This is a genomic window from Natrarchaeobaculum aegyptiacum, assembly GCF_002156705.1.
GTDB lineage: Archaea > Halobacteriota > Halobacteria > Halobacteriales > Natrialbaceae > Natrarchaeobaculum > Natrarchaeobaculum aegyptiacum.
Genome location: NZ_CP019893.1, coordinates 1,867,830 through 1,881,831, shown reverse-complemented (window position 1 = coordinate 1,881,831; position 14,002 = coordinate 1,867,830). Strand labels below are relative to the sequence as shown.

Sequence of the window (14,002 nt, the reverse complement as noted above, 5' to 3'; positions counted from 1 at the left end):
TGGTGGCGGTTCAAGCGTTGATTATTATACAGGAGGTAGGGGCCTAGATCTTCAGACTATTAGCTATGAATCTCTAGACTAAATATAATCTGATTTATATATTAATTCTATATCTGATCCTATCGTATAAATAAACAATAACTCCAAATAAAAGGACGCTACCAACTAATCCAACCAGTAAGTAAAAAAGCCACAAGTTGGTTGAAAAGTAGAACCAGAGTGCAAATATAATAATCGCTATTACAATTAGTTTTACAATAGTGTCAATTAACCTAAATCCCATGCCTTCCCTACGCGCCATCGTAACAAGAATCTTGTGGGTGAGAATACGAATACATAAAACTCATTTTTAACCCCTATTTAGCAATAGCAAAGGGAGATCACTTCCCCGTATTTCTTCGGACAACCATTGTTTCACGTGCATCCTGTTGAGCCCTGGTTCTTTGTTGAGCGGGCCGTCAGGCCCGCGTGTACCCTTACGGTACACGCCGTACAGCCCCACCCAGCGCCTGGGTGGTAATCTATGCGATCGTTCTTTTTTCAACGGTAGCGTCGACGATTTGTGAGCAGTCGTTTCCGGCATCACCTTGTGCGGAGTACAGGGTGATAGCATCGAACTCAAAGTGAATATTATATAACACCGTCGGAATGGGATAAATAATGATTCTGGAGGAAAAATTGGTCGAGGACCGGTTCCTCACACCGTGGTGGGAAGCCGATCCATGCCCTGATGACTGTCTCTGCCATGCCTCCTCACAGAGTGAAATCAGCAGAATGGTTGGAAAAACACGAGATAACCCGTATTTCAACCACGCTGTCTACGTTCTCGAGTGTCGCCATAGACCAGAGAAGAGCGCCAAGTTGCTCGCGATCAATGCGCTCGACGTCAAGAGCGTTCCAGGGTGGGTTATCGGTGCGGCCCGGAGTGAACGACTACTCTACGTCGGCCTATCAAAGCGACCAGTAACGCGAATATGGCACCACGCAACAGCACGGGGAGCGAATTTCACGAAGGTGTTTCCACCGGTCCGTCTTCTGGATATTGACTGGCACCCAACCCTGGCAGATAGCTATCGTGAAGAACCAAAGAAGGCCCAGCACCTTCGAAAACATCTGGACAAGGCATTTGTCTCGCAGCCGGGTTGACGGGGTGAATCTTACCGTAGGGATGTTGAGGGTGGTTAATCCCCCAGCGTGATAGGGGAAACCGGAGGGTTTCAGCTGTTTTACCGCTGGGTATCGGCCAAACCGACCAGCCACTACGCGCGGCGAGCGTTCTGCGAGCCGCGCAATTGGTACTGCCGCCTACGGGCAACTACCGTAGGCCCCCTGGGGGAGAAAGGAAACTACCGGAACCGTTGAAACGCCAGAATTGGGCCACTAGGGTAGCGAAAGAAGCCAATACTGGCCTCACAACGACTCGAGCAACAGGTCGAGATTTTCGCGATCGTCGCTCGAGACGGCGTCCTGATCGCCAACGAAGTAGCTGAAAGATGAAATTTCGCGTGCGCCCGTGGTTTTCTCCAGCCATTCCGGCGTAAAAAAGTCAGAAACGAGAGTGTCGCCACTACGGACCGGCTGGCCCGTGGGCCTCTCGGCCCGCTATCCGTGCGGTATCAGCCACCGATGGGCTGACACGCGCACCTTGACGTCTCGGGCCGGAATGTCTCCACGTTCGATAAATCGACCGACGTCCTCGCGACAGTACTTCAGGAGGTCGACGCGCTGCCATTCGTCCTCGAGGTCACTATCGTCGCGATCATCCTGATCGAGGTCGTCGGCAGCGTTCCTATCCTCGGTGGCCTCGTCGACGGCGTCGTCACCCTCTTCCTGTTGCTGTCGTTTCTCACGGAGACGGCGACGCCGTTCTCGACGTTCGTCAGCTCGCTTCTCGATCGCCCGCGGATCGGCGTCGTCCGGGAAGCGTGCCTCGAGTTCGTCGAGGACGTTCAGCCGCAACTCCTCGTTGTCGAACGCGATGATCCGGGGCATCGCAAGTCGCAGGAGGACGTCCTGGTCGACGAACTCGGCGACGATCTCCTGGACACGGTCTTTCGACAGACCAGTGACGGCAGCGAGTTCGTCGTAACTCGCACCGTTACGATCGGCGACGGTCCAGACGATGTCGAGCTTCGACGACGTCTGTGCCGCACGGACGACGTCGGTCATTTTCATCAGCCGTACCTCGTTCGCCTCCTGAACGGCGTGACGCCATCCTTCCGGGAGGTAGAAGTCGAGCATCGGCCGGTCGCGCGGTTTGTAGTAGTCGTCTTCCTTGAGATCACCGAGGTTCAGGTTCGAGCGAACGGCGAACGTATCGACGAGCTGGCGGAGGACCGACCGGATCATCGGCCAGTCGTCTGCGTGCGGGAGTTCGTCCCCGGAGCCAGCGAGGAACGCCTCGAGTTTTGGCTCCTGCAGGCGTTTGTCTGCGGGGTTTCCGTTGATCCGATAGACCTTGACCCCGAATTTCGCGTCATCGAGTGGTTCGGGGATCGCGATCCCGAGTTTCTCCCACCGATCGCTCACGACGTACTCCTCAACGTGACGGCCTTTCCGCATCTTCCCGCTAGAGTGGACGTCGCCTCCACCACCGTACTCAAGGAGGCTCTTCGCCTCCTGCAGCCGGTGGACGGCAGTCTGCATCTTTGACTTCGTGAATCGGTGGTGGACTTCACCTTTCCAGGCCTTCCAAGAGCCACGGTTCATCGTTTCCCACGCCGGTCGCTCGATATCGAGCGCGCCAGCGACCAGATTCATCACTTCGACCGTTCGGGTGAACGACTCTCGAGAACCCGCATAGGTCGTCTGCGTCTTGAACTTCGTCCCTTCCCCGTGCTGGCAGACCATCGGATCACCGCTCGGGAGGACGAGATCGGAGTTTTGTGGCTGGATCCAGCACTGGAACGACGTCGGCGCGCGGAGGTTCGCGTCGATTTCGTCGGCGAGTTTTCCAGAGTCCTCGTCGTAGCGCATCACCTGAACGCTGTACTCGTAGTACTGGCCCACGAGTTCACCGTCCTGTGCGTCTCGTCCGACCATCCACCCCTTCGATTTGAGTACCAGATGGGCCGGATAGTCGTCGTGGAGCCAGTCGAACAGCTGGTGGACGTCCTCGACGAGTACGTACGGTTCTGCATCGCGATCGCCGACGAAATCACCCCAGCCGCGCCAGATACGGGTATAAAACATCTCTTCGTGCGGCCCGTCCGCTTTGTCCTCGAGGACGACCTCGACACCGTGACCGTGATCGATCGGATCGGGGTAGTCGTGGAGCGTATGACCGGTGACGAGGTTCTCGTGATCTTCGTCACCCACTGCAGGAAGCGTCGCCTGTGGCCTGTCGAGTGCTCCAGCGACGTTTCGAGGGGGTGCCTCAGCAGCCATCGACGGTCACCTCCACACCGTCGACGACCGGCGAGGGAACGGCGATCGTGACGTCGTCCCTGAGCAGACCGACCGAGACGTAGTTCTCCGGCGCGTGTTCGGCTGGAGCAACGACGGCCATCTCCGCGCGACGACAGTCACACCGCCAGCCAAACACCGGAACTGGATCCTGATCCAGATCGGCGTCGATCATCGACGCGGGAACTGATGGGGTCCCGACCGTATCGGAAAGATCCTTCCCACAGGCGGGACAGAACGCTGTATCGAGGTATTTATCGTAATTCGCAGAAACGACTATCGTACGGTTCCCACGAAGCCCATCAGCGGTTTGTCGAACCGTCATTCACGATCACCGGCCTCAGACCCGGTGATCACTGGTCCTTCATCCGACGCGAGTGCCCAGTATACGACCGTCGTGGTCCGGGTCTCGACGTCGTAGAGCCGATTCGCGCGAACGAACGGCTCAGTCACGGGACTCACCTCCGTCGGTCGCGAACTGCTCGAGATCGGTCAGCGTCGAACCGCCCTCGACGTCGAGCTCCTCGTCGACCGGGATCGTCGATGGGTCCGGATGGTGGACGACCTCCGCGTCCCCAAGGTGAGCGATGACGGCGTTCGCGAGCAGCCGCCGGTGACACCATCTGCAGTCTTTCTCCCAGCAGACGAGCCAGATGTCCCGCTCTCGAGCACGATCGACCAGCTCGTCGATCACTGCCCGCTGTTCCGGCTGCTCGAGGTGTTCGTGGTACCGTCGCTCGAAATCGACGGAGTTCCACGCGACTGCCGACGGATTCGGTTCACCGTTGGTCTCGGCGGCGTCCTCGACCGTTCTGTAGGCGTCCAGCAGGTCCGAAGGTGGTGCGACGGCCGGGATGTTCCGGTCGGTGACGCGCTCGACGAAGTCCTTCGGATAGCGAACGACGCCGAAGACGTCGGCTGATTCGGACGGATCAAACTGACTGATGCCGCCGAAGTACGTCGTGTGGACCGTCGTCGACGATCCGCAGTCTCCTCGAGCGCGTTCAGATCGATCAGCACCGCTCGATGGAGTGCTGCGTTCAGTCACACTCACCACCCCGAAGATCCCGCTCGACCTCGAGACCGTCATTGGACTCGACGATCGTCGCCCGGAAGAACACCTCCTCGAGGGTCCCGTCAGCCATCGACCTCACCTCCGTCGTCGCCGGCTACTGACGATGGCACCTCGAATCCGCAGTTGAACCGCGACGGATCCGTGATCGGGTCGGGAAGGTCGACGACTTTCCCCGCAGCACTCCCGTTGCTCAGGCGTTCGTAAGTATCACACTCGGTGCAGCGGTGAGCGACGTCGTTGTCGTCGCCGTAGCTTCGCCTGAACTGGAGCGTGACGTGGGACTCGCAGGTTCGACAGCGAGAGGGGTCCTGCGACTCGAACTCGAGCCGCATCATGCCGCGACACCTCCCGAACTTGCAACGGCTTCGAACCTGAGGTTCGGATCGCTACTCGACCCAGAAGCCTCGAGAATAACGGTACCAGAAGGTAGACGCTTTGAACCTGAAGATTCAAGCCAAGGGCCGGATTTGAACCGGCGGTAGGCGGCTCTGCAGGCCGCTGCGTTCGGCCGGACTCTGCCACCTTGGCGCACCTCATCGTAGTCGCGTCGCGCGCATAACGGTTACGGTCCCCGGTTCACCCGACACGCTCCTCGAGCACCCGTTTTGCAGTCTCGAGATCCTGATCGGTTGCCTCGACGTGTGCACGCCACCCCTCGTCAGTGACGCCCGCCCACCGCTGGGCCAGGTGGACCCACTGGCACCGACCACCCTCGAGGGCGAACAGCCGCGATCGCGAGCGCTCGACGTTGCCATCCCCGGCGACGACCTCGACATCGATCACCCCCCACACTGCGATCGACCACCTGCTCGATCGTGAACTCGTCGCCCGCCGGTCCGGTTCCGCGGCACACGCCGTCGTCACACACGACCGACACTACCCAGTTCGGAACCAGCGCGGGAAACTCGAGCGGGTTCGTCAACATCGACCACACGTCGTCGAACTCGAGGTCGAACCTCACTGTGGAGATATGCGTCTCTGACTCGTTCGATAGTGCTGTCATAGCGACAAGATATCTCACTCGAACGATGAGTCTATCGGAGAGAACGGGATTCGCGACGCTATCGCTCGCTGTCCGAACTGAAAATGGCCCACACAGCGTGTGCTGTGTGGGCCTGTGAATGAAGTATGAGGAGTCGGCGGCGAATCGACGTTCCCAGAGGGTCTCCCACTCCAGTAGTTGCCGATACGCAGGCGGGCTTATCTTCCGTGTTCGGAACGGGTACGGGAGGTACCCCGCCGCTCTGGCCGCCGTAACGCCGATTCACGGATTCGAACCGTGATGATACCAGTATCGGTCGTCCGGTGGTACGACATGCTGCGTACTCAGAAACCGCGTCTACGTGTAGTCCAGTTTGCGTCTGGACCCGTTCTCGGGTCCGATCCAGATGCGTTGTAGTATGAGTGTGTGGCTCGATCGGTTAGTGCTCGCGGGCTCAACACCTCGTTGCCTCGGTGCGTACACCCCGAGTCTATCGAACTCGTCTTCTACGAGTGATCTCGGTGGTTCCTCTTTTCCAGGTGGGTTTCCGGCTTAGATGCGTTCAGCCGTTACCCCGTGGTGCGTGGCTGCCCGGCACGTGCTCTCTCGAACAACCGGTACACCAGTGGCACCCATTCGTAGTTCCTCTCGTACTATACGAACGTTCCCGTCAGGAACCATAACACCCCCAATAGATAGCAGCCGACCTGTCTCACGACGGTCTAAACCCAGCTCACGACCTCCTTTAATAGGCGAACAACCTCACCCTTGCCCGCTGCTGCACGGGCAGGATGGAGGGAACCGACATCGAGGTAGCAAGCCACCCGGTCGATATGTGCTCTTGCGGGTGACGACTCTGTTATCCCTAAGGTAGCTTTTCTGTCAGCAATTGGCCGCATCAAGCAGCCTAATTGGTTCGCTAGACCACGCTCTCGCGTCAGCGACGGTTGTTGTGCCCGTCACTGTCAGGCTTCCGTTTGCTCTTGCGCTCTTCCTCGGGTCTCCGACCCGAGTGAGGAAACCTTGGGGCGCGCTCGATATCTTTTCAAGCGCGTACCGCCCCAGTCAAACTGCCCGGCTACCGGTGTCCTCCGCCAGGAGTGAGAGTCGCAGTCACTATCGGGTAGTATTTCAGTGGTGGCTCGGTGGCCCGCTGGCGCGGGTACCTGTGTATCGCCTCCTACCTATGCTGCACAATAGCGACCACGTCTCAGCGACAGCCTGCAGTAAAGCTCTATAGGGTCTTCGCTTCCCCTTGGGGGTCTCCAGACTCCGCACTGGAACGTACAGTTCACCGGGCCCAACGTTGGGACAGTGACGCTCTCATTCATCCATTCATGCAAGCCGCTACTGAAGCGGCAAGGTACTACGCTACCTTAAGAGGGTCATAGTTACCCCCGCCGTTAACGGGTCCTTCGTCCCATTGTACTGGGTGTTCAGATACCCGCACTGGGCAGGATTCAGTGACCGTACGAGTCCTTGCGGATTTGCGGTCACCTATGTTGTTACTAGACAGTTGGAGCGTCCGAGTCACTGCGACCTGCCACTTTCCGTGGCAGGCATCCCTTCTTCCGAAGGTACGGGACTAACTTGCCGAATTCCCTAACGTCGGTTATTCCCGACAGGCCTTGGCTTTCGCCGCCACGAGTACCTGTGTCGGATCTCGGTACGGACAGTGTGCTCACCTTTTCACGGGCTCTAGGTTGACCTCTCTTGCGCTATCCAGCCATTCGTTCGCTTCCTGCCATTACGGCTTCCACGAACTTCGACTGTTCGACTGGGCGAGTGCCCAGTAGAGGCGGCCCCAAAGCGTCGGCTTTGAGTGCACACTGGCATAGGAATATTAACCTATTTCCCTTTCGTCAGCTTCGACTTACGGGCTGACTTAGGACCGGCTAACCCTCAGCTGATAAACATTGCTGAGGAACCCTTACTCGTTCGGCCGTCGGGGTTCTCACCCGACTCACGCTGCTACTATGACCAGGATTTTCGTTACTGCACGGTCCACACGACCTCTCGGCCGTGCTTCCGCCCGAACAGAACGCCGACCTACGCGATCACCCTGATGGGTGCGGCTAGGTCTCGGTGGTGGACTTGAGCCCCGATCATTTTCGGCGCCGCAAACCTCGGCCGGTAAGCTGTTACGCTTTTCTTAGAGGGTAGCTGCTTCTAAGCTCACCTCCCGGCTGTCTAGGGCTTGCGACCACCTTCGATCGCACTTAGTCCACACTTGGGGACCTTAACCCAGCTCTGGGTTGTCTCCCTCACGGTACACAGGCTTACCCCGCGCACCGGACTCCCTGCGTCGAACGGCGTTCGTAGGTTCGGAGTTGGACAGGGAGGCACACTCCTCTCGGAGTGCGATCTCCCAATCCGTCGCTCTACCCCACGAACTACCTCGGCAGAGGTCATGCTTCGACATGTTTCGGTCGGAACCAGCTGTTTCCGGATTCGATGGGCCTTTCACCCCTAGACGTAGGTCACGCGAGGGTATTGTAGGACACCAACGCTAACGGGCCTCCACGTGCCTTTCGGCACGCTTCACCCTGCCCACGCCTAGATCATCCGGTTTCGGGTTGTACCCGTTTGACTCCCCGCCCTTGAAGACGGCGGCCCTCGCGCAAAGCGCTGCGGCCATGTCGGTTTCCCTATGCCTTCCTCGATGATCGAGTTAGACTCGCCAAACAGGTACACTCCCTGGTCCGTTTTTCAAAACGTACGACGGAACTTCGGCTCCCCGAGATTCCTACTGGAGGTTCGCACCTCGGTCGTTTCTCTCGGGGCCTTGTAAGCCCCGTCGCTCTATCGCCAACTGATTTCACGCCCTATTGCACCTCCCTTCTTGGGGTGCTTTTCAGCGTTCGTTCACACTACTTGTTCGCTATCGGTCTTGAGGAGTGTTTAGTCTTCGCGGTCGATGCCCGCGATCTTCACGAGGAATATCCAATCCCCGATACTCTGGAGCTGACTCGTCTCTTACTGGTCTACAGTACGGGACTGTCACCCTGTTTCGTGCTCCGTTCCAGGAGACTTCTTGTAGACGGTCGGAGAGTGATCGTCAGTCCGAACACCACATTGCCCGAAGGCTTCGGTTTGGACTGCGTCGCGTTCACTCGCCGTTACTAACGACATCGCGTTTGCTTTCTTTTCCTGCCGATACTGAGATGTTTCAGTTCTCGGCGTTCCCCATTGCGCGAAGCAATTGCGGTGGGGATTCCCATTCGGAGATCCCAAGTTCTTCCCCTCCGTGCGGGTCCCTTGGGCTTATCGCAGCTTGGCACGTCCTTCTTCAGCTCTCAAGCCGAGCGATCCACCAGCTGGCACAGTAGCCACGTTCATCGGATCGACGTTGCAGATGCAACGATTGTGACCCGGGAACGGGTCCAGTGGACGCCTGGACTACACGTACACACGGTCTCATCCGCACCCCCGCTGACAAACGGGGCTGCATCAACCCTTCCCACCTCCGCTTGCGCGAGGTGGTGCATCGGTTTGCGTTCGGATTGAATCAGAGTCCCCTGCCACACTTAAGGGCACGGATCTCGATTCGCTCCGAGACATGGACCCACTGGGATTCGAACCCAGGGCATCCTCCTTGCAAAGGAGGCACTCTCCCACTGAGCTATGGGCCCATCCCTCGCCCCGACCACCATCGGTCGGGACGAGGGAGCTTGCGTTAGCCTTGGTAGTTCAAAGGTGCCCGATCGGCCAACGGTGGGTCGATCGAACGTGGAGTGCGCGGCCCGTCAGGCCACGACTTTAGGTGGGTCAGGGCATCGCCCTGATCCCGGTCTGTGGAGGTGATCCAGCCGCAGATTCCCCTACGGCTACCTTGTTACGACTTAAGCCCCCTTGCGAAGCCCAGATTCGACCCCCGTACAGGGGCCTCATCCGGACCTCACTCGGGTGCTTTGACGGGCGGTGTGTGCAAGGAGCAGGGACGTATTCACCGCGCCCTTCTGAGGCGCGATTACTACCGAATCCAGCTTCATGCGGGTGAGTTTCAACCCGCAATCCGAACTACGATCGAGTTTCGGAGATTAGCGTCGCCTCTCGGCGTAGCATCCCACTGTCTCGACCATTGTAGCCCGCGTGTCGCCCAGCACATTCGGGGCATACTGACCTACCGTTGCCCATTCCTTCCTCCAGTTTGGCACTGGCAGTCTCCCTAATGTACCCAACCACCACGAGGGTGTTGCTGGCAATTAGGGACGTGGGTCTCGCTCGTTGCCTGACTTAACAGGACGCCTCACGGTACGAGCTGACGGCGGCCATGCACCTCCTCTCAGTAGCTCCACTAAGCTCATCACACTGAGCTTCACAGCATACTGTCGGTGCTGGTGAGATGTCCGGCGTTGAGTCCAATTAAACCGCAGGCTCCTCCGGTTGTAGTGCTCCCCCGCCAATTCCTTTAAGTTTCATCCTTGCGGACGTACTTCCCAGGCGGTCTGCTTCACGGCTTCCCTACGGCACATCACAGGCTCGTAGCCTGTGACACACCTAGCAGACATCGTTTACGGCCAGGACTACCCGGGTATCTAATCCGGTTCGTGACCCTGGCTTTCGTCCCTCACCGTCGGATCCGTCCTCCCGAGGCGCTTTCGCCACCGGTGGTCCGTCCAGGATTACGGGATTTCACTCCTACCCCAGACGTACCCCTCGGGTCTTCCGGTCCCAAGCCACGCAGTTTCCACCGGACGCCCGCGCGTTGAGCGCGCGGATTTCCCGATGGACTTGCGAGGCCAGCTACGGACGCTTTAGGCCCAATAAGAGCGGTCATCACTCGGGCTGCCGGTATTACCGCGGCGGCTGGCACCGGTCTTGCCCAGCCCTTATTCGCCTACCACCTTACGGTAGGAAAAAGCGAGGACGATATGCCCTCGCAGATGGAGTCCCCTTATCGCACTGGCGTGCAGTGTAAAGGTTTCGCGCCTGCTGCGCCCCGTAGGGCCCGGTATCTTGTCTCAGATACCGTCTCCGGGCTCTTGCTCTCACAACCCGTACCGATTATCGGCACGGTGGGCCGTTACCCCACCGTCTACCTAATCGGCCGCAGCCACATCCTCTGGCGCCGGAGCGTTTCACGCTCCCTGCAGTTCCAGCATGGAAGCGCTATCACGGATTAGCCTCAGTTTCCCGAGGTTATCCGCGTCCAGAGGGTAGTTTGGCCACGTGTTACTGAGCTATCTGCCACGAGTCTGAACTCGTGCGACTAGCATGGCTAAATCGGACTCCACTAGCAATGACCTCCGGCAGGATCAACCGGAATGCTCTTCCCCGCTACTGCGGGGAGGTCTAGTTTGGCGGTGAATGCAATGCACTCACACAAAGGTCCACGTTCGATGACACCAACCGTCAACCGATCGGGCGTCACCGAACTACCAAGGCTAACATCAGATCCCATCTGTACGGAAGACCGCAGGGGTAGGATCCTCATTTCCTTCGGACCTGATCGTAGTCCGTCCGGGGTACATAACCCCTTCGTCTTCGGACTCGCGATCGGCCCGACGACGAGGCCCAGATGGCCTCGCCATCACGCGTCGTGTAACCGTATCCGAGTGCCCTGATACACTTAAGGGCTACGGATCGGGTTCGGCCCCCGGAAACCGCATCCGGCAGCCGATTTCTGCGTACCCCAACCGAACCGCCCTGTGTATATAAGGGCGTCGTCTCGAGTTCGCGTCGATCCGTATCCGCGTGCAGTCGCGGTGAGCGACCGGACACTGGGATACCGTTTCCACCTCCGTGCCGGTGAGGCCGGAGGACGCGGCCCGGGTGGGCCACGTCGTTTGCATTCTATCAGAGTCCCGGGTCCATACATAAGGCCGTCGAAGACGAGAGGCTCCGGAACCCTCTACCACGGGAGCCAGTTTCACGCCACATCGAGCGATCGGTACGACTGACTCGAGTCCGTATCAGTTCACAATCCGACGCGCGTGCGTGTCGAAGTGGGAACTCATCGCTCGAGTCACCACCTACCGGCGCCGCTGGCCGTCGAAGAGTGTCACGCGGGCGGAGGTCGGTCGGTCATCCCGCCCTCGCAGGTGTGGTCGGACCGGGTCAGACCCGCGTGCATCTCGCTCGGGTGCGCACGCGCAAGAAGGCTTTGTTCGGCCGTGCTGGCTCGGGTCCGGGATGAGAGTCGAGTCGGGGGCTGAAGAACTGGCACGGACGTCGATACGTCGCGATCGCGAGACGTCCGTGGCTCGAGACGTGTTATTCATCGGACGGTAATCAGGACGATCGACGAGTCAGGTTAGGAGCCAGACGACTCGAGGCGGGCCGAGAGTGCGGTATCGATGGCGATAAACCACCTGGGTCGTAAGGGGTGTACGAATGGTCCGGGACCCGCTCGCGTCGGAGTCGGCGCCAACGGCGGCGGAGATCTGTTCCGCCCTCGACGACCCCGACTGCCGTGAGATTATCCGGAATCTCGAGGAGCCGATGACGGCTGCCGAGTTGACCGATCGGTGTGATATTCCCCAGTCGACGCTCTATCGGAAACTCGAGTTGTTGACCGACGCGACGCTGCTCGAGGAGTCGACGGAGATCAGGCGCGACGGTCATCACGCGAGCAAGTATTCGGTTGCGTTCGACGAGATCACGGTTTCGCTGGACGAGAACCGAGAGCTATCGGTCGAAATCGAGCGACCAGCCCGGACGGCCGACGAGCGGCTCGCGGATCTGTGGTCGGAGGTGCGAAAGGAGACATGAGTACAATCGGTGCAATCGAAGTGGCGATCGCGCTCGCGGTCGTGAAGGCGCTGCTCCTCCTCGTCGGGGGCGTTATCACCTACTTCTCGTTCAAGGCGTATCGACGGACCAGACAACGGGCGCTCGGCCTGCTCGCGCTTGGGTTCGGGCTGGTGACGCTCGGGTTCGTCCTCGCGGGAATGCTCTACGAGATTCTCGGGGTCAGCCTCGAGACCGGTATCCTGCTCGAGAGTCTGCTCGTCCTGGCGGGGTTCGTCGTGATCGCGTACTCCCTGTACGTGCAGTGACCGTCCCAGCCCGGTGACGTCGGTCACCGATTCAGTGTGTGAATCGCTCGACTGAGAGCGTTCTCGGCGGCTTCCATCACCGACTCCCCGAGCGTCGGATGGGCGTGGACGGTCGCGGCGACGTCCTCGAGGGTCGCCCCGAGTTCGATCGCCAGCCCGAGTTCGGCGATGAGTTCGGAGGCCTCGGGGCCGACGATGCTCGCGCCGAGGACGAATCCGTCGTCTTCCTCGGCGACGACCTTGACGAAGCCGTCGGACTCACCCGTGGTTAGCGCGCGGCCGCTGGCCCGGAACGGGAACTGGCCGACGACGGGGTCGAATCCAGCCTCCGCGGCTTCGGTCTCGGTCATGCCGACCGTCGCGATTTCGGGATCGGTGAAGACCACGGCTGGCATCGCCTGGTGATCGAGCGCTGCGGGTTCGCCGGCGATCACCTCCGCGGCGACCTGGCCTTCCGCGCTGCCCGTGTGGGCGAGCATCGGTTCCCCCGCGACGTCACCGACGGCGTAGATGTGGTCGACGGTCGTTCGCGCGCGCGAATCGGTTTCGATGAACCCGCCCTCGTCGGTCTCGACGCCCGCGGCCTCGAGGTCGAGCGCGTCCGAGACGGGCTCACGACCGACAGCGATCAGAACCGTTTCGACGTCGAGCTCGAGGCGTTCGTCCTCGATGGTCTCTCGACTCGCGCTCGCGGATTCACCGCTCCCAGTTTCCGAGGCCCGTGGCGCCTCGCTTCCCCCATTGGCTGCCGCGCCATCGACCGGTTCGGCTACCACGCGGATGTCGACGCCCGGCTCGTACCACTCCGAGGCGGTGTAGCCGAAGTGGAAGTCGATCCCGAGATCTTCGGCTCGTTTTTTCACCGGACGTTTGAGGTCGTCGTCGTACCCCGGCAGGATCGAATCCATCATCTCGATCACCGTCACGTCGGTGCCGAGCTTGGCGAAGACGTTCGCCAGTTCCATCCCGATGTAGCCGGCACCGACGACGGCCATCGAGTCGGGGACGGACTCGAGTGAGAGCGCCTGCCGGGAGTTCAGGACGGGCGGGTCGTCGAACGAGAAATCGGGGATGGAGATGGGGCGAGAACCAGTGGCGACGATGGCGTGTTCGAACTCGATCGTCTCCGAGCCCTGTCCCTCACCGCCGTGGGCGATCCGGGCAGTGTTCTCGTCGACGAAGGTGGCCGTTCCCTCGAGCAAGTTCACGCCGTTTGCCTTGCAGAGTTTCTCGACGCCGCTCGTGAGCTGGGAGACGACGTCGTCTTTCCAGCCGACCATCCCAGAGAGGTCGATCGCGGGGTCGGCGTGGATGCCCATCGCCTCCGCGTGGCGGGCCTCGTGGGCGATATCGGTGGCGGTGATCATCGCCTTCGAGGGGATACAGCCGTAGTTCAGGCAGGTGCCTCCGTAAGCGTCTTTCTCGACGAGCGTGACGTCGAGGTCGAGTTGTCCGGCGCGAATCGCAGCCACGTAGCCTGCGGGCCCCGCGCCGATGACCAGTACCTCAGTCCCGGTGGTGACGTCTCCGACGACCATA

Annotated in this window: 9 protein-coding genes, 2 tRNA genes and 3 rRNA genes; 3 read left to right on the top strand and 11 right to left on the bottom strand. The window is 59.8% G+C overall.

Annotation, left to right across the window (positions count from 1 at the left end; translation table 11 throughout):
* Window positions 1–660 precede the first annotated feature (660 nt).
* Window positions 661–1,146: a GIY-YIG nuclease family protein gene (locus B1756_RS19205; RefSeq protein ID WP_152031288.1), complete on the top strand. Its 486-nt coding sequence runs from the start codon at window positions 661–663 to the stop codon at window positions 1,144–1,146.
* 456 nt (window positions 1,147–1,602) lie between these two features.
* On the opposite strand, the gene B1756_RS09305 is transcribed toward B1756_RS19205, so the two are convergent.
* The 10 genes from B1756_RS09305 to B1756_RS09260 form a co-directional block, all read right to left on the bottom strand.
* Entirely contained in the window at window positions 1,603–3,387 is a 1,785-nt protein-coding gene (locus B1756_RS09305; RefSeq protein ID WP_086888286.1) for a hypothetical protein, read from the bottom strand.
* On the bottom strand, window positions 3,377–3,580 hold the full coding sequence (locus B1756_RS09300) for a hypothetical protein (RefSeq protein ID WP_086888285.1): 204 nt from the start codon (window positions 3,578–3,580) through the stop codon (window positions 3,377–3,379). The genes B1756_RS09305 and B1756_RS09300 overlap by 11 nt, the downstream gene beginning before the upstream one ends.
* 270 nt (window positions 3,581–3,850) lie before the next feature.
* Window positions 3,851–4,453, bottom strand: a complete 603-nt coding sequence (locus B1756_RS09295; RefSeq protein ID WP_228434574.1) for a DUF488 domain-containing protein — start codon at window positions 4,451–4,453, stop codon at window positions 3,851–3,853.
* A gap of 89 nt (window positions 4,454–4,542) precedes the next feature.
* Entirely contained in the window at window positions 4,543–4,815 is a 273-nt protein-coding gene (locus tag B1756_RS09290) for a DUF7563 family protein (RefSeq protein ID WP_086888283.1), read from the bottom strand.
* A gap of 117 nt (window positions 4,816–4,932) precedes the next feature.
* Window positions 4,933–5,008: transfer RNA gene (locus B1756_RS09285), tRNA-Cys, on the bottom strand.
* Between the two features lie 48 nt (window positions 5,009–5,056).
* Window positions 5,057–5,272: a hypothetical protein gene (locus B1756_RS09280; protein ID WP_152031287.1), complete on the bottom strand. Its 216-nt coding sequence runs from the start codon at window positions 5,270–5,272 to the stop codon at window positions 5,057–5,059.
* Between the two features lie 342 nt (window positions 5,273–5,614).
* Window positions 5,615–5,736, bottom strand: a 5S ribosomal RNA gene (gene rrf / locus B1756_RS09275).
* 147 nt (window positions 5,737–5,883) lie between these two features.
* Window positions 5,884–8,800: ribosomal RNA gene (locus B1756_RS09270) — 23S ribosomal RNA — on the bottom strand.
* A gap of 222 nt (window positions 8,801–9,022) precedes the next feature.
* Window positions 9,023–9,094: transfer RNA gene (locus B1756_RS09265), tRNA-Ala, on the bottom strand.
* 163 nt (window positions 9,095–9,257) lie between these two features.
* Window positions 9,258–10,731, bottom strand: a 16S ribosomal RNA gene (locus B1756_RS09260).
* Together the 16S, 23S and 5S rRNA genes with 1 tRNA gene alongside form the textbook arrangement of a ribosomal RNA operon.
* A 1,067-nt stretch (window positions 10,732–11,798) precedes the next feature.
* On the opposite strand from B1756_RS09260, the gene B1756_RS09255 reads away from it, so the two are divergent.
* On the top strand, window positions 11,799–12,176 hold the full coding sequence (locus tag B1756_RS09255; RefSeq protein WP_086888281.1) for a winged helix-turn-helix domain-containing protein: 378 nt from the start codon (window positions 11,799–11,801) through the stop codon (window positions 12,174–12,176).
* Window positions 12,173–12,463 (top strand): DUF7521 family protein, encoded by a 291-nt coding sequence (locus B1756_RS09250; protein ID WP_086888280.1) that lies wholly within the window; start codon window positions 12,173–12,175, stop codon window positions 12,461–12,463. The genes B1756_RS09255 and B1756_RS09250 overlap by 4 nt, the downstream gene beginning before the upstream one ends.
* 23 nt (window positions 12,464–12,486) lie before the next feature.
* On the opposite strand, the gene B1756_RS09245 is transcribed toward B1756_RS09250, so the two are convergent.
* Window positions 12,487–14,001: a dihydrolipoyl dehydrogenase family protein gene (locus tag B1756_RS09245; RefSeq protein ID WP_086888279.1), complete on the bottom strand. Its 1,515-nt coding sequence runs from the start codon at window positions 13,999–14,001 to the stop codon at window positions 12,487–12,489.
* Window position 14,002: the final 1 nt, after the last annotated feature.